We start from the raw sequence: 17,133 nt of genomic DNA on the forward strand, positions 1-17,133 counted from the left end.
AACTGAATGTAATGAGATGGCCGCCGTGAGGCGGTCTTCATCGTTTCGATATAGGAAGTGGCTTTATCGAACGTGAAGTGAAAACGGTGATAAGGAGACTGTCATGGAACACAAAGGCACGAAACGCGCTCTGGTGGTCGAAGGTGGTGCGATGCGCGGAATATTTGCGACGGGCGTGCTGGATGGGTTTCTGGAAAAAGGTTACCGGCCGTTTGATTTCTGCATTGGTGTTTCAGCCGGTTCAACGAATCTGGCTGCGTGGCTGGCAAACCAGCATGGACGTAATTATCGGGTGATTACCGACTATTCCTGCCGACCTGAATTTATCAGTCTGCGCAGGTTCGTTCGGGGCGGGCACTGGCTGGATCTGGACTGGCTGTGGAAGATTACCATCAACGAAATTCGTTTGGATCTGGATGCGTTCGCGGCACAGCCTGTCCCGTTATATGTGGTGACCACTCAAGTCACAACGGGTGAAGCGGTTTATACCCGGGGAACTGCGGGAAATCTGGAGCAGCTCCTAAAGGCGTCTTGTTCGGTGCCGGTTGCCTATCGGGATTTTCCTGAACTGAATGGTATTGCCATGACCGATGGCGGAGTGGCTGATTCGATTCCGGTCATGAAAGCCTATGAGATGGGAGCCCGGGAGATTACCGTGATCCTGTCACGTCCTTTAGGATACAGAAAGAAAGCCAGTAAGGCCTCCTGGCTGGTGCGTCGCATGCTGGCTGATACGCCGCATCTGGCTCACGCAATGATGAATCGTGCTGAAAGTTATAATCAGGCCATTGATTTTATCGAGAACCCGCCGGCTGATTGTAAAATCCGGGTGATCGCTCCGCCTGCAGAATTTGATGTCGGGCGAATCACAACAGATAAGAAGCGGCTGGATGCTGGTTATCAGATGGGGCTGGCAGCAACGGCTGTGGTGGAATCTGCCTGAGTTTATCTGGCTTCAATGAAGTGAAGGCGTTGAATCAACAGGGAAGACAATGATTTTTGAAAATTTTGCACCGGCAACGCTGGCTCAGCAATTCAGCCTGACACCGCAGGCAGCGGAATGTCTGTCCGCTTATCTGGTGTCATTGCCGGAGGCTCAGATTCCGCTGATCCCAAGTGTGAGTGCTGATTATTTTTGTGCGGATAAAGAAAATGCCGACATCTGTGCCGAACTGGTTCGGATGGGTCAGAAACAAGCGACGTGCAGTATGAAATACTGGTACCTCACCGGAGATGAACAGGGCCCTGAGCCGATGCCTCAGACAGGCCATTTACTTGTGGTGACGAACTGGGATGGAGAGCCGGTCGCAATTACTCAGGTTACCTCAGTGTCAGAAGCCAGGTTTAAAGATGTCACCGCTGACTTTGCGGCCGCAGAAGGCGAGGGCGATCAGTCATTAAGCTGGTGGCGGAAGGCGCACTGGCAGTTTTTCAGTACAGAATGTGAAGCTTTGGGCATCGAGATGTCGGAAGAGATCCCTCTGGTGCTGGAACGGTTCAAGACCGTTTGGGCGAAAGCGGCAGCCTGAATGCGATGAAAATGAATTGAGGCATTTCTCTTGCCATTTTTCATTTGTCTTGTTGTCATCTGACCTGATTTCAGGGACTTGAGCGCCTGCTCTGCTATCTTTAATCTCATTGACGATTCAGTGATGGCAGAGCGGGACATGAAAACATACTGGCTCAATCGCTGGGAAACAATCCGAAACAGCTTTTGGTTTGTTCCGGCGATGCTTCTGGTGATCGCTGTCGGTTTGGCCCGCATTGCTGTGACGCTGGATCACCAACTGACTCAATTTCCTTTTGCTTTTCCCGATATTGGTTTTACCGGCGGGGCAGAAGGTGCCCGGAGTGTGCTGTCAACGATCGCCGGTTCCATGGTGACTGTCGCCGGGGTAGCGTTTTCGATCACCATTGTTGCCCTGACACTGGCGTCTTCTCAGTTTGGTCCCAGACTGTTGAGGAACTTTATGCGCGATCCCGGGAATCAGTATGTGCTGGGTACTTTTATTGCGACCTTCATCTATTGCCTGCTGGTCCTGAGCAGCGTCACCAGTAATCACGATAATGCCTTTGTTCCCCGGCTGGCGGTCAACATCTCACTGTTGCTGGCTTTGCTGAATGTGGGGGTTCTGATTTTTTTCATCCATCATGTCGCGACATCAATTCAGGCGGATCATGTAGTGAATGGTGTTTATGAAGAACTGAATCAGCATATCGCACAGTTTTTCCCGGATGAACTGGGTGCGCACCCGGCACGTGATCAGACAACAGGCCAACCGTTGACCGGTCTGTTTCACCGGATCGTCCCGGCTAATCATGAAGGTTATTTACAGGCGGTGGACAGAGCATCACTGCGCCGTTTGTCTGAACAGCTGGACTGTCAGATTGCCCTGAGTCATCGTGCCGGAAGTTTTGTGATCAAAGGCAGTTCACTGGCTGTCGTGTTGTCGGATACGGAACTGGACGAGTCGCTGGATTCGGAGCTGCAGTCGTGTTTCATCATCGGCAAACTCAGAACGCCGGAACAGGATCCGGAATTTGCCATCCATCAACTGGTGGAAGTCGCCGTCCGGGCGTTATCACCGGGGATAAATGATCCCTTTACCGCGATGACCTGTATCGATCGGTTAAGTGCTGTGCTCTGCACGCTGACCGGGCGTGCTTTTCATCCTGTCAGCTGGTATCGCGATGACGGGCGGCTGCAGCTGGTGGAACAGCCACTGGATTATTCCGGTATGCTGAATGCGTCTTTTGATCAAATCAGACAGCACAGTCAGACCGATGTTGCTGTGTCTATCCGTTTGCTGGAAGGTCTGTCCCGGATTGCCAGTCACTGCCGGACAGCTGAACAGCAAGAAGCTGTTCTGCGTCAGGCGGATATGATTGTCCAGACACGCCGGGAAAGTCTCTCCGAAGCTGAAGATATCGCTGATGTGGAGCAGCGATATCAGGCCCTGAAAGATGAATTGCGTCAGCTTGGCTGAAGGCTGACATCTTTATTGCTTGATTCGTCAGCGTTGACCGGGAAGTGAAAGTTTCCCGGATGAGCTTGTTGTTCGTGGTGAGGTAGAAAGTAGCCTGAGAGGATAAACTTGAACTATATATCTTTCCAAAAAGATACTTGATAAAGAGCATGTGTGCCGCTATATTACCTTTCAGGAAAGATATTTTCTTGAAAGTCACCTGAGGGAAGGGAAATGAATTATCTGATTGCGCTATCCGTTCCAATGCTGTGGGGCAGTACCTATGCCGCTGTCGGTCTGTTTCTGCAGGATATGTCACCTTATTGGGTGGCTGTCTGGCGTGCATTGCCTGCAGGTTTAGTCCTGCTCATGCTTCGTCCGAAGCTGCCGCCACTCAACTGGGGCCGCATGACACTCCTGAGCTTTTGCAATATTGCTGCTTTTTTTGTTCTGCTTTTTATTGCAGCCTATCGCCTGCCAGGCTCGGTGGCCGGTACTTTGGGCGCCACAATGCCACTGCAGCTGATGTTGTTACAGTGGGTTGGGGAGGGAAAAAAACCTGATCCCCGTTCTGTTTTGCTGGCAGTGGTGGGTCTGATTGGGGTGGGATTGTTACTGAATCCGTCTGCTGATCTGGACCCGATTGGGACCCTCGCAGCCTTAGCCGGGACGGCACTGGTGGCTCAGTCGGCTATCTGGATGAAGCGATGGCCAGTCAATGACGCCTTGAGTTTTGCTGCATGGCAGCTTGTGCTGGGAGGCATCATGCTCATTCCTTTCGCCTGGTTTGTTGCTGGCGCACCGGTGGCTTTGTCTGTAGACGCGCTCCCCGGACTGTTATGGCTGGTTTTGCTGAATACCGCATTTGGATACTGGGCTTGGGTCCGCTCCGTGAAAATACTGGGTCCGAATGTGATGTCGATGCTCTCACTGGTGAATCCGGTTACTGCCGTCATGCTGGGAATCGGTCTGGTCGGTGAAAGTTTAGGGCTTTTGCAATGGGCAGGGATTGGCTTGATTCTGGTCGCACTGTTGCTGATGAAAAAAACGTCCGGCAAGGGCCGGAAAATGAACCATGAAATGAATCATCAAGAAGGAATTGATCTGAATGAGCAAAGCAAAAATTCTGTTTCTGTCCGGTAGCAGCCGAAAGGGCTCACTGAATCAGCAACTGGCCAGACAGGCATACCGGATGGCCGCTGAAATGGATGCTGAGGTGACGCTGATTGATTTAGCAGATTATCCGATGCCACTCTATGACGGCGATCTGGAGTCTGCTGAGGGGATTCCTGGGACAGTCAAAGCGCTTCGGGACATTTTGATGGCACACAACGGAATATGTATTGCATCACCGGAATATAACGGCAGTTTTTCTCCGTTACTGAAAAATACCATCGACTGGCTTTCCCGCCCGGATGGGGATGTGCCGGCACTGGCAGCCTATCATTCGAAAACGGCTTATCTGCTCAGTACGTCGCCGGGTTCACTGGGGGGAATCCGGGGGCTGGTGATGTTGCGCATGCTGTTGAGCAATATCGGGGTGATGGTGATGCCGGATCAGCTGGCGATTCCAGCTGCGAATCAGGCCTTCAACGGGCAGGGTGAACTGACAGATAACCGTCAGGCAGAACTGCTTCAGACGCAACTCAGAAGGTTCGTGGCCCATCTGAACCGATAAAGAGAAGAAGATGAAATTGAGAAAAAGCGGCTGTTGCCGCTTTTTTCAGTTGAGTCCGAGCTGTCTTCTGAACTCTGATTCCGTGGCATAATCCTGAGAGTCAGCACGGTCCAGAAAGACAATGCCATTGAGGTGGTCAAATTCATGCTGGAAGATCCGGGCAATGAAACCGGTCAATTCACATTGTATTTTCTGGCCGTCCAGTTGCTCATATCCCACTTTGATTGTGGTCGAGCGGGGCACCAGTGCCCGCATGCCCGGAATACTCAGGCAACCTTCCCAGTCTTTTTCAATGTCCTCACTCATCCAGTAAATTTCCGGATTCAGCATGAGGGTGGGTTCCATCGCGGGGGCGAGCGGATAGCGTGCATTGGGCGAGGAAGCCACAATAAAGGCACGAACGGATTCACTGACCTGAGGCGCTGCGATCCCCACGCCCTGATGAGACAGCATCAGGTCCTGCAGTTCGCTGAAAAAGGGAGCATATTCTTTCCACTGAGCCGAAGTTAACGCTTTGGCCTGCTGGCGTAAAATTGGATTTCCGAGCTGTGCAATCTTCATCCTGTGTCTCCCTTTTGTGTTGATATGGGCGTTATATCGCTAATGGTCAGTCACTGCAAGCGGCTACTCACTGACTTTTTTCAGCGCAACGGCATTCATACAATATCTTAAGCCGCTGGGGGCTGGTCCGTCAGGGAAAACATGACCCAGATGAGCATCGCAGACAGAGCAGGTTGTCTCAATACGTTGCATCCCATGCGACGTGTCCAGATGATAGCTGATGGCATTTGCTTTGACGGGTTGGGTAAAGGAAGGCCAGCCTGAGCCAGAGTCAAATTTTTCACCGGCATCGAACAGCATGTTCCCGCAACAGACGCAGGCATACTCACCCGGTTCAAACAGTTCACACATTTCTGAGCCAAATGGCCGCTCCGTTCCTTTCAGGCGGGTGACATAATACGCGTCTTCGCTGAGCATCTGACGCCATTCTTCCTCGCTTTTTTCAACACGGCGGTCAGCGGGCAGATTACCTTTTGCCGCATGTTCAATGACGTTTTCCCAAGTGAGCATGGTGTTCTCCGAATAACAGGGTTTGGTTATTCATAGGGGGGAATGCCCGGAATTTCAAGCATTGTGTTTCATTTGGAACAGACCGGCCCCCGGGCTGAAAATAACCTTGTTTTTCCTGTGTGTTTCACGGCGGAAGTCTTCGCTATAATGCCGCGCTCAATGATCTAAGCTCTTATCACAATGCTCTGGATTTACGATCCAGCCCGCACTGAGGAAAAACGATGTCTCAATATGTAGTTTGTGCAATGTACAAGTTTGTTGCACTGGAAGATTTTGAAGCCCTGCGCCAGCCGCTGCAGAATCTGATGGAAGAAAAAGAAATCCGCGGAACCCTGCTGCTGGCAAGAGAAGGGATCAATGGTACGGTTGCCGCCAAGCGTGAAGCCATTGATGCACTGCTGGCCTGGTTCAAAGCAGATGGCCGTCTCGCAGACATCGTCTATAAAGAATCTTTTGACGAACATCAGCCATTCAATCGTTCAAAAGTGAAGCTGAAGAAAGAAATCGTCACCATGGGTGTTGAAGGGATTGACCCGCGCCATGTGGTGGGCACTTATGTAAAACCCCAAGACTGGAACGACCTGATTGCTGATCCTGAAGTATTTGTGGTCGATACCCGCAATGACTATGAGATTGAAGTCGGCACGTTCAAGCATGCGGTGAACCCGAAAACTGAAACGTTCCGTGAGTTTCCGGATTACGTGAAAGAGAACATGGACCCAGCCAAACACAAGAAAGTTGCCATGTTCTGTACTGGGGGGATCCGTTGTGAAAAATCAACGGCCTATATGAAAGAGCAAGGCTTCGAAGAGGTTTACCACCTGGAAGGCGGTATTCTGAAGTATCTGGAAGAAGTGCCGGCTGAAGAAAGCCTGTGGGAAGGTGAGTGCTACGTCTTTGACGGCCGGGTCACCGTGAACCACCAGCTTGAAAAAGGCTCTTATGACCTGTGTAATGCCTGCCGTCTGCCTATCACTGAGCAGGACAAGCAAAATGCACACTTCGAGCAAGGTGTGAGTTGTCCGAAGTGTTTTGACAAACATACGGAAGAACAGAAAGCCCGTTTCCGTGAGCGTGAAAAGCAGGTTCAGCTGGCTCAGGAGCGTGGTGAAGAGCACGTAGGTGGTGATGCGATGAAAACCATCGAATCACGCCGCCAGCAAAAGATTGAGCGGAAGAAGCAGCAACGCGAACAGCGTTAATTCGCTGTCACTGTCTTTCGTCTGAAAACAAGAACATCCCTGGTCAGTCTGGCCGGGGATTTTTTTCGCCTGCGTTTGCTGTCTTTGTTCGTTCTGCGTTCTCTGCCTGCCTGAAATTTCAAATGGCTAGCTCGGTTCAGCCCGGTGAATGGCTGAATTTCCGGCGGGGCACGAAACCTTTCTTCCGCCGTGTGGGTCCAACTGATTAAACAGCGGAGGAGATGTCGGATGGAATCAGTCGGCTTAGGCGGAAGTTGCCATTGGTGCACGGAGGCAATTTTCCGGTCATTGAAGGGCGTTCGTGAGGTGGAGCAGGGCTGGTTGTCTGCGCAGGGGCTGGAAGGGATGTCAGAAGGTATCCTGGTCCGTTTTGAGCCTGCAAGTATCGACCTGTATACCCTGATCCAAATTCATCTGCATACCCATAGCTGTACCTCGGATCATGCGCTACGTCACCGGTACCGTTCCGCAATTTATGCGTTCAGCCCTGAGCAGCAGCGCGCCTCGCAGATTTGCCTGAAAGCACTTCAGTCTGAATTTGACCAGCATGTTCTGACGGAGGCTTTACGTATCGACACATTTGAACCTTCGCGGCAGGCACTGCAGGATTACTTTTACCGCAATCCGCAGCGGCCATTTTGTCAGGCACGTATCAGTCCCAAGCTGAACTATTTGCTGAAACAGTTTGGTGCCTATGTTGATGGCAATAAACGGGATGTCATTCAGCAGTCGACGATTGATCCGGATTCTGAGCTGGCTGTCAGTCCAGATACTTCGTCAGCAACTGACTGAGCCAGTCCATGAAAATCTGGACCCTTTTCGCCATGTGGCGGCGGTGCGGGTAAAGCAAATAGACTGGTAACGGCGCAGAGCTGTGCTGGGAAAGTACCTGAACCAGTCTGCCCTGTTCTGTCAGATGCCGTACGCCCATAGCGGGAACCTGGATCAGACCGATGCCGGCAAGACAAGCGGCAGTATACGACTCTGCATTGTTCACGGTTAAAGCCCCTTTCATACTGACTTCCCGGGTGATTCCGTTTTCCTCATATTCCCAGCAGTCCGTCTCACTGCCGATAACCTGATGGTAGTGGATCAGCTGGTGGTGGCTGAGATCCCCGACCTGTCGGGGAATCCCATGTTTTTTCAGATAAGCCGGGCTGGCGCAGGTGATGAGGGTCATTTCCCCCAGCTTTCGGGCGATGAGCGAAGAGTCTTCGAGCTTTCCCGCACGTAACACGCAGTCAAAGCCTTCTCTGATGACATCAACCCGGCGATCGGTGCTGCTCAGTTCCAGCGAGATGCCCGGATGACTTGCCAGGAAATCTGGCAAATGCGGGATCACCACGTTTTTGGCGGTGCCCGTCGGCATATCCACCCGAATACGGCCAGAAAGCTGTTCCCCGGTCTGACGGAACAGGCTGTCCAGTTCATCAAACTCTGACAACAGGTCGAGACACCGTTCGTAGTAGACCTTTCCGTCCTGAGTCAGAGTGACTTTGCGCGTTGTACGATGAAGCAGTCGTGTTCCAGACTGCGTTTCAAGCAGCCGGATATAGTTGGAAACACTGGCTTTGGGTAAATGCAGTTCATCTGCCGCACGGGTGAAGCTGGCAAGTTCAGCGACGCGGATGAAGGCACGCATGGCACTGAGTCGGTCCATGGTGTATCCCTATTGTTCGTATTTGATAAACAGTGTAATCATTTTTATCATATTTATCTCTTTCTGAATGACTAATAGACTGAGTTCAGACATTCAAATACTGAGTTCAGAGCAACTGAAAGAGGATGGAAAGATGGCACAACGTATCGCAATCATCACAGGCGGCAGTCGGGGGCTGGGAAAAAATACGGCGTTAGCGATGGCGCGAAAGGGGATCGATATCATTCTGACTTACCGGAACAAGGAGAGTGAGGCTGCATCTGTCGTCAGCGAAATCCAGGCACTGGGTCGTAATGCCGTCGCACTGCAGCTGGATGTGGAACGCAGTCTGGATTTCCCTGACTTTGCTGAGCAGGTGAAAGGAACCCTGAATCAGCACTGGCAGCGTGATAGCTTCGATATTCTGGTGAATAATGCCGGAATTGGCATTCATGCTTCATTGATGGAAACGACCGAAGCTCAGTTTGATCAGTTATTCAATATTCATCTGAAAGGGGTCTTTTTTCTGACGCAGGCTCTCGTGCCTCTGCTCAAAGACGGCAGCCGGGTCGTGAATATTTCAACCGGTCTGACGCGGTTTTGTATTCCGGGCTACGGTGCCTATTCAGCGATGAAAGGTGCAATTGAAGTCTATACCCGCTATCTGGCCAAAGAACTGGGTTCCCGGGGGATTCGCGTGAATGTTGTTGCTCCGGGAGCCATTGAGACTGATTTTGGCGGGGGAACGGTTCGTGATGTTAGTGAGGTCAATGATTATCTGGCGGCACAGACGGCTCTGGGCAGAGTGGGACTGCCAGATGATATTGGCGGGATGATTGCTACGCTGGTTGCAGAGGAAAATGGCTGGGTCACAGCGCAACGTATTGAAGCATCCGGCGGTATGTTTTTGTAAAGCGGAGTCATTCAGAGGGCGGGGCTTTGTCTCCGCTTTCGAACATTTTGATAAATAATTAAATAAACGATTGACCTCAAGCTAAGTTGAGGTTTTATCGTGGCGCCATGAACTTCGGATTATGGAGCAAAGCAATGGAAAAATTAGTTCATCAGTACCTGAAGACCCTGGATCTGCCCTCACCGCAACATACCCTGGCGTGGGTACAGTCGTTGCAGTCAGCTCATCTGGCACGGTATCCGTTCTCCAGCACCAATGTCATTCTGGGCCGGGAGCTCAGCCTGGAACCTGAAGCGTTATTTGAACGACTTGTGACAGAACGCCGTGGCGGTTATTGCTTCGAGCACAACAAACTGATTTACCTGACCCTGAAACAGCTGGGGTTTGATGTCCGGCCGCTGATTGGCCGGGTGATGCTGAATGGAAATCCTGAGAATGGCCGTTCACACCGTCTGACTTTGCTGACGCTGAACGACGGTCAGTATCTGATTGATGGCGGGTTTGGGGTGATGACGCCGCGCCGGATCATTTCGCTGGATGAATACGAGGCTCAGCCGGGTGTGCGCTATGACTACTATCTGGAACGGGATGGCCGGGGTGGCCTGATGGTCCTTGCCAAAAGCGGTGAGGAAACTCAGATTCTGTATCGCTTTGACTTTGCTGAATACCTGGAATCAGACTGTAATATCAGTCATTTTTACAGTCACCAGGCCCCGGATGCCGCATTTGTGAATCATCTGGTGGTGTCACGCATTCTGGAAGGACGCCGCTACCTGATTCGTAACCTGACCTTTTTTGAATACGATGATGTAACCCGCGATGACAAAGAAGTTAGTATCAGTGACGGCACCATGCTGCACCATTTACTGACGACTCAGTTTAAGCTGCCGGTGTCTGAGCAGGAAGCGGCAACCTTATATGCACATCAGTCCGTAAAATTACGTCAGTTGCAGCGATAAAACGGAGCTGGAGAAGGAAACCGGATTCGGTGCTGGTTTTCCAATACAGAATATTTAGAATGATCGTTTATAAATATTCATCACGAAAACCAGGAGATATTCTGTGGATGCAATTCTCTACTACGTGCACGATCCCATGTGCAGCTGGTGCTGGGGTTATCGGCCTGCCCTCCAGCGACTGAGGGCGCAATTACCACAGCATATTGAGGTGAGGTTTGTATTGGGCGGACTGGCACCAGACAGTGATCAGCCCATGCCGGAAGAGATGCAGCAGATGCTGCAACACACCTGGCGCCGGATCGAAGGGCAACTGGGTACTCCATTTAACCATGACTTCTGGACGCATTGTCGGCCCCGGCGTTCGACCTATCCGGCTTGCCGGGCGGTGATCGCGGCTGAGCTGCAAGGGCAGGGGGAAGCCATGACTGAGGCGATTCAAAAAGCCTATTATCTCCGGGCTATGAATCCTTCCGATGTGGACACGCATGAGCAGCTTGCGGAAGAACTGGGATTAAATACCGCCAAGTTTGCTCAGGACCTGACCAGTGAAGTTGTCCAGGCATTACTGGAACAGCAGCTCGCGCTGACCGCAGCACTGGGTGTCTCAGGTTTTCCCTCGCTGGTGTTGGAAGTGAATGGTCAGCGCCGGCCGGTTGCTTTGGCCTATCAAAATGAACTGACCACACTCAATGACATCAGCGATAAGCTGCGTTGGGTAAAAACGAAAGCAACCATAGCAGGATGGTTTTCTCAATAGTCTGATGCAAGCGGGATGCAGGGGGGATATCCCCCCAATCGTTTCAGAATCGGTAAGCCATTCCGAGGGTGTAGAGGGTTTGGGTTTCGTCGTAAAAGTCGATATTTGAAGACTGTTCATCAACCCCGGCCCTGGCGATGATACTGGCATTCCGCCACTGGAAGGGAGCCAGATAGATCATGGCTGCTGACAGACCATAGCGATTATCTTCCCGGGTTTTGGCAAAGATCGGATGCGTGTCTTCATAATCCACTTTGGCGGTACTGGCACCCAGCATAAAGATAAAACGTTGAAAACGATGTTTGGCAGACAGTTCAACACCATAGCGATTGTTCGCGACAGCTTGGCCTTCAGCTTTGTCTTTGATGTAATGCAATTTCCAGTCAATGCCGAACCCGCGGTTGAAATCAATGCTCTGACTGAGTGCGGTGTAATACAGATCTCCCTCGCGCTTTAATGCTTCCTGCGTGGCAGCATCATACGCCGATCCGCTTTGCTCGTTCTCGACCCGGCGTTTTCCGCCTGCAAACTCAAACGACACATTGCTGCCGCCGATATGGTTGTACTCGAACACGCCTCCCCGAATCGTCCGGTCGGTTTCAGTTCGGGGAGAAGCGGTCAGGAATGGATCTTCCCAGACTTCGTTCTCCAGAAAACCCGGAATGACACCCAGTCCGATGCTGGAACCATCATTCAGGTAATAATTGACGCCAGCCTGCAGGTAGAAACTGCTGGCCATACCGCCCAGCGCGGTCTTGAAGTAGAGGGCGGTGGCAGGAGACAAGCCCAATTGCAGATCCCACATGGGCAAAGGGAGTGTCTTTTCTTCTTGCGTACCCGAATCATTCAGTGAGTTCAGCACGGAGGGCTGTTCTGTGCTCAGGTTAGAGTCATTTTGCATCCAGGTGAGGTGGAGACTGACATTGCCTGAGAATCCAGGCTGGACTGCTTGCTTTGCTGAAGCCGAAAATGCAGCCAGCGCTCCCAGCATGAGCGCTGCCTGACAAAATGTACGTTGCATCGTCACTTCCTGTGATAAGTCTCAGTGATTGTTACTTATTTTTTTTCGTTTTTTGGGCTTTTTCATTTTGTACAGATCAAGCCGACGGTGCTTTAGGTTAGTGACAGAGCCTTCGTTATGCAATAGTTTTAGCTTGGACAGATCAACATCTGCGAAGATAATCATCTCAGTGTTCGCATCGGCTTCCGTGATGATGGCATCGTGGGGGAAATAGACGTCAGAAGGGGAAAATACTGCTGACTGTGCATACTGGATGTCGACATTGTCGACCCGGGGCAGGTTACCCACACTACCGCCCAGCGCCACGTAACACTCGTTTTCGATCGCTCTGGCCTGACCGCAGATTCGCACGCGCAGATAACCGTTTTTGGTATCCGTCCAAAAGGGAACGAACAGAATCTGTACACCCTGATCCGCCAGAAGCCGGCCCAGTTCAGGGAACTCTACGTCGTAGCAAATCAGGATTCCGATCCGTCCGGCATCAGTTTCAAAGACTTTGACTTTATCGCCCCCGTCAATCACCCAGTCTCTGACTTCATGCGGAGTAATATGGATTTTATACTGCTCATCAATATCTCCGTCCCGGTGCAGCAGATAGGAGATGTTGTAGAGCTTGTCGTTTTTCAGACAGGGCATACTGCCTGCAATGATGTTGATGTTATAGGTGACAGCCAGTTGTGAAAACCGGTGTCGAATTTCATCCGAAAACTGACTGAGGAAACGAATGGCCTCGACAGAATCTTTGTCTCTAGCCAGTCCCATGAGCGGTGCATTAAAAAACTCCGGGAACAGGGCGAAATCCGATTGGTATTTCGACAGCGAAGACACAAAAAATTCAGCCTGATTCATCAGGTCGTCGACCGAAACGACCCGACGCATGTGCCACTGCACAATCCCCAGGCGGATCAGTGTTTTTTCCGTCTGATGCACGGAGATATCTTCTTCGTAGAAGATATTGTCCCACTCCAGCAACGTTGCATAGCCTCTGGACTTGGCATCTTCCGGAAGATAACGGTTCATCAGACGTTTGACATCAAAATCATTCGCCAGCTGAAAAGAGAGGATGGGATCGTGAATTTCCCGCCGTTTTACTTTCTCAATATATTCAGAAACGGGCATATCATCTGAATATTTGTGGTATCCGGGAATGCGGCCGCCCGCCAGAATTGCTTTCAGGTTATTGGCCCTGCACAGTTCTTTCCGGGCTTCATATAAACGACGTCCTAATCTCAGTCCCCGGTAATCCGGGTGCACAAACACATCCAGTCCGTATAAAGCATCACCATTGGGGTTGTGGCAGGCCACATCGTTGGCATCCACAATATCGAGGTACGTATGATTGAGTGAATAGCGGTTATAACTGACTTTGATTGTCAGGGCGGCGGCAATCAGCCTGCCTTTGTCTTCAATACAGATTTGCCCGTCAGGAAACTGTTTGATGAGTTGCTGAATGGTGGACTTGGGCCAGGCACCCCCGACATCCGGAAAGACCAGATCCATGAGTGTCGCCAGCTCTTTGTAGTCGGTGAGCTCTATCGGACGAAGGTTCAGTAATGTTGTATTATTCTCTTCCATAACTGATTGTTTTTCATTGTTGAAACCAATGCTATAAAGTATGGAACAATCATTGCGATTCGCCAGAAAACACATGATTGACACAATCTGAACAGAGTTTGATTGATCGACCTGGTTCATTCGATCAGACTTTTACTGATGACATAAGGCTTGGAGGAAATATGAAAGCCCGTATGATTCAACGTTACGCTTCTGTCGCTGCATTCTTCTTGTTCCTGGGATTGGCTCCGGTCTCAGTGAGTGCCGCTGAGCAAGAGAAAGAAAAAACAACCACGTCTGCCGAAGAAATCAGCCAGGAAACCCAGCAATTGCTGACGTCGCTGAAAGACTATTCGATTGAGCAGAAAGATGAAGCCATGAAGGCGACCAAAGACGGTCTGGACACGCTGGACGCGCATATTGAGGAGCTTCAGGCCAAAATTGATAAAGACTGGGACAATATGGATCAGGCGGCCCGGGAAAAAGCGCGCAACAGCCTGAAACTGATGCAGGAACAGCGTGTGAAGCTTGCCGAATGGTATGGCAGCATGAAAAGCAGTTCTGCCGGGGCATGGGAACATGTCAAAGAAGGTTTTTCAGGCGCTTACGACAGCCTGAGTGAAGCCTGGCAGAAAGCCAGTGAAGAGTTCAGTGACGAAGAAGAGAAAGAGTAGTCTCGGCCTCTCCTACGTGAAAAATCGCCCCTGATTCCTGAACGATGAGCCAGGGGCGGCTTGCCTGAAACATCATTTCAACGGCTTGTTCTGAAAGCGGGCGGCACCTCCAGATACTGCACATGTTCAATGAACGCCTTCATTCTTGCCGACAGCATGGTCCGGTCCCGGTACATCATCCAAATCGACTTTGCTTCACCAGCCCAGTCCGGTAACAGGCGGGTCAGACCTGCCCGGGTTAACGCATCGGTTTCGAAGTAGTAAGCGGGCATCCAGGTGATGCCCAGACCTTCTGCTGCTGCGTCGCGGGCAACATGGATGTCGTTCACGGTCAGGGCTGTTTCTTCAAGCGGCAGGTTGAAGCGTTCACCGCTTTTGCCGTTCGTCATCAACCACGAGGGAGTATGACCGGCCGCGATCAGCCTGTGGCTGCTTAATTGCCGAGGATGCAGAATGGGATCGTGCTGACTTAAATACATTTGCGACGCACAAAGCACAAAAGGGGTTTGCCACAGCTTCTTCGCAATCCATTCACTATCTGCCAGTTCACCAGCTCTGAAGGCTACATCAAATTCTTTCATCACCAGATTTTCGAGCTCATTGCTGAGGACCAGTTCCAGCTGGACTTCAGGGTAACGCTTCATAAAGTCGTAAAAACAGCGTTTGAGCCATTCCTGTGTCATGTTGACTGGCGCTGTGATGCGAATTTTACCGGTTAACCTTTGTTTCTGATGGTCTGTCTGAACCTGTGCCTGTTCCAGTTCATGGATCAGGGGCTGACAGAGCGAAAAATAAGTTTTGCCTTCTTTGGTCAGCGAGAAATAGTGCGCGCTGCGGTTCAGCAAGCGGCACTGGAGCTGAGTTTCAAGGTTTTTGATCCTGCGGCTGAGTGTTGCCAGCGGAATGCCTGTGATCTCGGCCGCCTGAGTCAGGCTCTGACAGGCAGCGGCTTTGACGAACAGCCGCATGTCATCCAGGGAATAATTACTTCTCATATATGGGATTAAACTTCCGAATAATCACCATTAACTACCATATGTGAAATCGATAATCTACGCCAACCCTGAACTGATGTGGATAAATACAGATGCAATCTCAAACTTTTGCCTGGCTGATGGTGTTTTCAGCTGTCTTTCTGTGGGGCAGTAATTTTCATGCGATCACCGGGCTGAATCATTCCCCGACGCCGCTCAGTGCCGCAGCTTTTCGTTTTCTGCTGGCCGCGGTCATTCTTTTATTGTTGCGTGCCTTCCGGAAAAAGCCGGAGTCGGTTCTGACGTTCAGTCAGCAGCTCAAACTCATTATTCTGGGAGGGATTGGCGTTTTCATTTTTAATTCAGCCATGTTTATTGGCCTGACGATGACGAGTGCGTTGAATGGCGCACTGATTATGGGGGCAACCCCGGCTGTCGGATTAATTCTGTCTCGGTTGGTTTTTGGCAGTCGTATCCGAAACTGGCAGTGGTTTGGATTACTCATTGGCTTTATCGGTGTGTATCTGGTTGTGACTAAGGGGCAGGTTCTGGGTGTCGTGTTATCCGCAGGGGATAGTTTCATTGCCATCTCATGTCTGTCGGGCTGTTTATTTACCGTACTGGTGAAGCGATGGCTGCCGGAAGTTCCGGCGGGGCAACTGACACGATGGACGATCACCTCAGGCGCGCTGATGATAGGCGTATTTGCCTGGCTCAGAGAAGATGTGGTGTCACAGGTGATGCAGTTAAATATTCAGTCCGGCTTGTTGCTGGTGTATATGGCGGTGGCAGGGACGGTGATGGCTTACTACAGCTGGCTTCACGGGAATCTGTGTCTGGGGCCGGAGAAAACCACACTGGCGTTTAACCTGGTTCCTGTTTGTACTTTGCTGATTGGCATGGCACTGGGACAGTTCCCGGCCCCCGTGCAGGTGCTGGGCATGGTGACGGTGCTTGTCGGGATGTTGTTTACTTCACTGGTGCCGTTTATCCGTCAGAAGGGGCAGACGGCTTAAGTGAGAAAACGATAGTCAATCAAAGGGGACAGACCGCATTGCAAACGGCCTGTCCCCGAACTTTCCTCAGGAAACCCGGGCATCAGGTTCATTTGCCTGCTTCAACATGCCTGCGGTTTCAATAAATTCAATAATCGTTTCCAGCCCCTGTTTTTCTTTCAGATTGGTAAATACATAGGGCTTATTCGGACGCATCCGCTGTGTGTCTGCTTCCATGACTTCAAGCGATGCGCCGACATAAGGGGCAAGGTCAATTTTGTTGATCACCAGCAGATCTGAACGGGTGATCCCCGGGCCGCCCTTTCTGGGAATTTTTTCACCCTCGGCCACATCAATGACGTAGATAGTCAGATCGGCCAGCTCCGGGCTGAAGGTGGCACTCAGGTTGTCACCGCCGCTTTCGACAAAAACCACGTCCAGATTTTTGTGTCTTTTGGCCAGTTCTTCTACCGCGGCCAGATTCATCGAGGCATCTTCACGAATGGCTGTATGGGGGCAGCCGCCGGTCTCAACGCCTAGAATACGGTCGGCATCCAGCGCTTCGGCCCGGGTCAGGATTTTTGCATCTTCCTGGGTGTAAATGTCATTGGTGACGACCGCAATGTTATAGGTATCTCGAATCGCCTTACACAGGACCTCCAGCAGTGCGGTTTTACCTGAACCGACCGGGCCGCCGATACCAATGCGCAAAGGTTGTTTGTAATCCATG

Annotated in this window: 19 protein-coding genes; 12 read left to right on the forward strand and 7 right to left on the reverse strand. The window is 51.2% G+C overall.

Features of this window, described 5'->3' with window-relative positions:
* Positions 1-103: 103 nt before the first annotated feature.
* The 5 genes from L4174_RS17395 to L4174_RS17415 all read left to right on the forward strand — a co-directional run bounded on the left by L4174_RS17395 (position 104) and on the right by L4174_RS17415 (position 4,644).
* Complete coding sequence (locus L4174_RS17395) at positions 104-943, forward strand: patatin family protein (RefSeq protein WP_248142648.1); 840 nt, start codon at positions 104-106, stop codon at positions 941-943.
* A 97-nt stretch (positions 944-1,040) separates the two neighbouring features.
* Positions 1,041-1,529 (forward strand): ASCH domain-containing protein, encoded by a 489-nt coding sequence (locus L4174_RS17400; protein ID WP_371929437.1) that lies wholly within the window; start codon positions 1,041-1,043, stop codon positions 1,527-1,529.
* A 138-nt stretch (positions 1,530-1,667) separates the two neighbouring features.
* Positions 1,668-2,987 carry a DUF2254 domain-containing protein gene (locus tag L4174_RS17405; protein WP_248142646.1) on the forward strand — a complete coding sequence of 440 codons (1,320 nt, stop codon included), beginning with the start codon at positions 1,668-1,670 and terminating at the stop codon, positions 2,985-2,987.
* Between the two features lie 213 nt (positions 2,988-3,200).
* Entirely contained in the window at positions 3,201-4,109 is a 909-nt protein-coding gene (locus L4174_RS17410) for a DMT family transporter (protein WP_248142645.1), read from the forward strand.
* Positions 4,075-4,644, forward strand: coding sequence for an NADPH-dependent FMN reductase (locus tag L4174_RS17415; protein WP_248142644.1), 570 nt, complete (start codon positions 4,075-4,077; stop codon positions 4,642-4,644). Before L4174_RS17410 ends, L4174_RS17415 begins: the two co-directional genes overlap by 35 nt.
* Before the next feature lie 45 nt (positions 4,645-4,689).
* Here the strand turns inward: L4174_RS17415 and def are convergent, their stop codons facing one another.
* Both def and msrB read right to left on the reverse strand, forming a co-directional pair.
* Complete coding sequence (def, locus tag L4174_RS17420; RefSeq protein ID WP_248142643.1) at positions 4,690-5,205, reverse strand: peptide deformylase; 516 nt, start codon at positions 5,203-5,205, stop codon at positions 4,690-4,692.
* 63 nt (positions 5,206-5,268) lie between these two features.
* Positions 5,269-5,715 carry a peptide-methionine (R)-S-oxide reductase MsrB gene (msrB, locus tag L4174_RS17425; RefSeq protein WP_248142642.1) on the reverse strand — a complete coding sequence of 149 codons (447 nt, stop codon included), beginning with the start codon at positions 5,713-5,715 and terminating at the stop codon, positions 5,269-5,271.
* A 221-nt stretch (positions 5,716-5,936) separates the two neighbouring features.
* Between msrB and L4174_RS17430 the strand changes: the two genes are divergently transcribed.
* Positions 5,937-6,917 (forward strand): rhodanese-related sulfurtransferase, encoded by a 981-nt coding sequence (locus tag L4174_RS17430; protein WP_248142641.1) that lies wholly within the window; start codon positions 5,937-5,939, stop codon positions 6,915-6,917.
* Between the two features lie 228 nt (positions 6,918-7,145).
* Entirely contained in the window at positions 7,146-7,709 is a 564-nt protein-coding gene (locus L4174_RS17435; RefSeq protein ID WP_248142640.1) for a peptide-methionine (S)-S-oxide reductase, read from the forward strand.
* On the opposite strand, the gene L4174_RS17440 is transcribed toward L4174_RS17435, so the two are convergent.
* Positions 7,678-8,577, reverse strand: a complete 900-nt coding sequence (locus L4174_RS17440) for a LysR family transcriptional regulator (protein WP_248142639.1) — start codon at positions 8,575-8,577, stop codon at positions 7,678-7,680. The genes L4174_RS17435 and L4174_RS17440 overlap by 32 nt on opposite strands.
* Before the next feature lie 133 nt (positions 8,578-8,710).
* Here L4174_RS17440 and L4174_RS17445 point away from each other — a divergent pair, with 133 nt between their 5' ends.
* The 3 genes from L4174_RS17445 to L4174_RS17455 all read left to right on the forward strand — a co-directional run bounded on the left by L4174_RS17445 (position 8,711) and on the right by L4174_RS17455 (position 11,185).
* Positions 8,711-9,469, forward strand: coding sequence for an SDR family NAD(P)-dependent oxidoreductase (locus tag L4174_RS17445; protein ID WP_248142638.1), 759 nt, complete (start codon positions 8,711-8,713; stop codon positions 9,467-9,469).
* A gap of 134 nt (positions 9,470-9,603) precedes the next feature.
* Complete coding sequence (locus tag L4174_RS17450) at positions 9,604-10,428, forward strand: arylamine N-acetyltransferase (RefSeq protein WP_248142637.1); 825 nt, start codon at positions 9,604-9,606, stop codon at positions 10,426-10,428.
* A gap of 103 nt (positions 10,429-10,531) precedes the next feature.
* Positions 10,532-11,185, forward strand: a complete 654-nt coding sequence (locus L4174_RS17455) for a DsbA family protein (RefSeq protein ID WP_248142636.1) — start codon at positions 10,532-10,534, stop codon at positions 11,183-11,185.
* A 43-nt stretch (positions 11,186-11,228) separates the two neighbouring features.
* Here L4174_RS17455 and L4174_RS17460 read toward each other — a convergent pair whose 3' ends face one another.
* Entirely contained in the window at positions 11,229-12,206 is a 978-nt protein-coding gene (locus L4174_RS17460; protein WP_248142635.1) for a DUF2860 family protein, read from the reverse strand.
* A 21-nt stretch (positions 12,207-12,227) separates the two neighbouring features.
* The gene (locus tag L4174_RS17465; RefSeq protein ID WP_248142634.1) at positions 12,228-13,781 is read right to left on the reverse strand and encodes a bifunctional GNAT family N-acetyltransferase/carbon-nitrogen hydrolase family protein; all 1,554 of its coding nucleotides are present in this window, start codon (positions 13,779-13,781) and stop codon (positions 12,228-12,230) included.
* 161 nt (positions 13,782-13,942) lie between these two features.
* On the opposite strand from L4174_RS17465, the gene L4174_RS17470 reads away from it, so the two are divergent.
* Positions 13,943-14,434 carry a hypothetical protein gene (locus L4174_RS17470; RefSeq protein WP_248142633.1) on the forward strand — a complete coding sequence of 164 codons (492 nt, stop codon included), beginning with the start codon at positions 13,943-13,945 and terminating at the stop codon, positions 14,432-14,434.
* A 77-nt stretch (positions 14,435-14,511) separates the two neighbouring features.
* Here L4174_RS17470 and L4174_RS17475 read toward each other — a convergent pair whose 3' ends face one another.
* The gene (locus tag L4174_RS17475; RefSeq protein ID WP_248142632.1) at positions 14,512-15,429 is read right to left on the reverse strand and encodes a LysR family transcriptional regulator; all 918 of its coding nucleotides are present in this window, start codon (positions 15,427-15,429) and stop codon (positions 14,512-14,514) included.
* 92 nt (positions 15,430-15,521) lie between these two features.
* On the opposite strand from L4174_RS17475, the gene L4174_RS17480 reads away from it, so the two are divergent.
* Positions 15,522-16,424: a DMT family transporter gene (locus L4174_RS17480; RefSeq protein ID WP_248142631.1), complete on the forward strand. Its 903-nt coding sequence runs from the start codon at positions 15,522-15,524 to the stop codon at positions 16,422-16,424.
* A 66-nt stretch (positions 16,425-16,490) separates the two neighbouring features.
* Here L4174_RS17480 and ureG read toward each other — a convergent pair whose 3' ends face one another.
* Complete coding sequence (ureG, locus tag L4174_RS17485; RefSeq protein ID WP_248142630.1) at positions 16,491-17,132, reverse strand: urease accessory protein UreG; 642 nt, start codon at positions 17,130-17,132, stop codon at positions 16,491-16,493.
* Position 17,133 lies beyond the last annotated feature (1 nt).

Source organism: Photobacterium sp. CCB-ST2H9, from assembly GCF_023151555.2.
In the GTDB taxonomy this organism is placed as follows: domain Bacteria; phylum Pseudomonadota; class Gammaproteobacteria; order Enterobacterales; family Vibrionaceae; genus Photobacterium.

Excerpts from the sequence above, each read along its gene's own strand:
- def (WP_248142643.1), bottom strand. The coding sequence starts at position 5,205 with ATGAAGATTGCACAGCTCGGAAATCCAATTTTACGCCAGCAGGCCAAA.
- ureG (WP_248142630.1), bottom strand. The coding sequence starts at position 17,132 with ATGGATTACAAACAACCTTTGCGCATTGGTATCGGCGGCCCGGTCGGT.
- L4174_RS17395 (WP_248142648.1), top strand. The coding sequence starts at position 104 with ATGGAACACAAAGGCACGAAACGCGCTCTGGTGGTCGAAGGTGGTGCG.
- L4174_RS17480 (WP_248142631.1), top strand. The coding sequence starts at position 15,522 with ATGCAATCTCAAACTTTTGCCTGGCTGATGGTGTTTTCAGCTGTCTTT.
- L4174_RS17460 (WP_248142635.1), bottom strand. The coding sequence starts at position 12,206 with ATGCAACGTACATTTTGTCAGGCAGCGCTCATGCTGGGAGCGCTGGCT.
- L4174_RS17430 (WP_248142641.1), top strand. The coding sequence starts at position 5,937 with ATGTCTCAATATGTAGTTTGTGCAATGTACAAGTTTGTTGCACTGGAA.
- L4174_RS17450 (WP_248142637.1), top strand. The coding sequence starts at position 9,604 with ATGGAAAAATTAGTTCATCAGTACCTGAAGACCCTGGATCTGCCCTCA.
- msrB (WP_248142642.1), bottom strand. The coding sequence starts at position 5,715 with ATGCTCACTTGGGAAAACGTCATTGAACATGCGGCAAAAGGTAATCTG.
- L4174_RS17475 (WP_248142632.1), bottom strand. The coding sequence starts at position 15,429 with ATGAGAAGTAATTATTCCCTGGATGACATGCGGCTGTTCGTCAAAGCC.
- L4174_RS17435 (WP_248142640.1), top strand. The coding sequence starts at position 7,146 with ATGGAATCAGTCGGCTTAGGCGGAAGTTGCCATTGGTGCACGGAGGCA.
- L4174_RS17465 (WP_248142634.1), bottom strand. The coding sequence starts at position 13,781 with ATGGAAGAGAATAATACAACATTACTGAACCTTCGTCCGATAGAGCTC.
- L4174_RS17415 (WP_248142644.1), top strand. The coding sequence starts at position 4,075 with ATGAGCAAAGCAAAAATTCTGTTTCTGTCCGGTAGCAGCCGAAAGGGC.
- L4174_RS17410 (WP_248142645.1), top strand. The coding sequence starts at position 3,201 with ATGAATTATCTGATTGCGCTATCCGTTCCAATGCTGTGGGGCAGTACC.
- L4174_RS17440 (WP_248142639.1), bottom strand. The coding sequence starts at position 8,577 with ATGGACCGACTCAGTGCCATGCGTGCCTTCATCCGCGTCGCTGAACTT.
- L4174_RS17470 (WP_248142633.1), top strand. The coding sequence starts at position 13,943 with ATGAAAGCCCGTATGATTCAACGTTACGCTTCTGTCGCTGCATTCTTC.
- L4174_RS17405 (WP_248142646.1), top strand. The coding sequence starts at position 1,668 with ATGAAAACATACTGGCTCAATCGCTGGGAAACAATCCGAAACAGCTTT.
- L4174_RS17445 (WP_248142638.1), top strand. The coding sequence starts at position 8,711 with ATGGCACAACGTATCGCAATCATCACAGGCGGCAGTCGGGGGCTGGGA.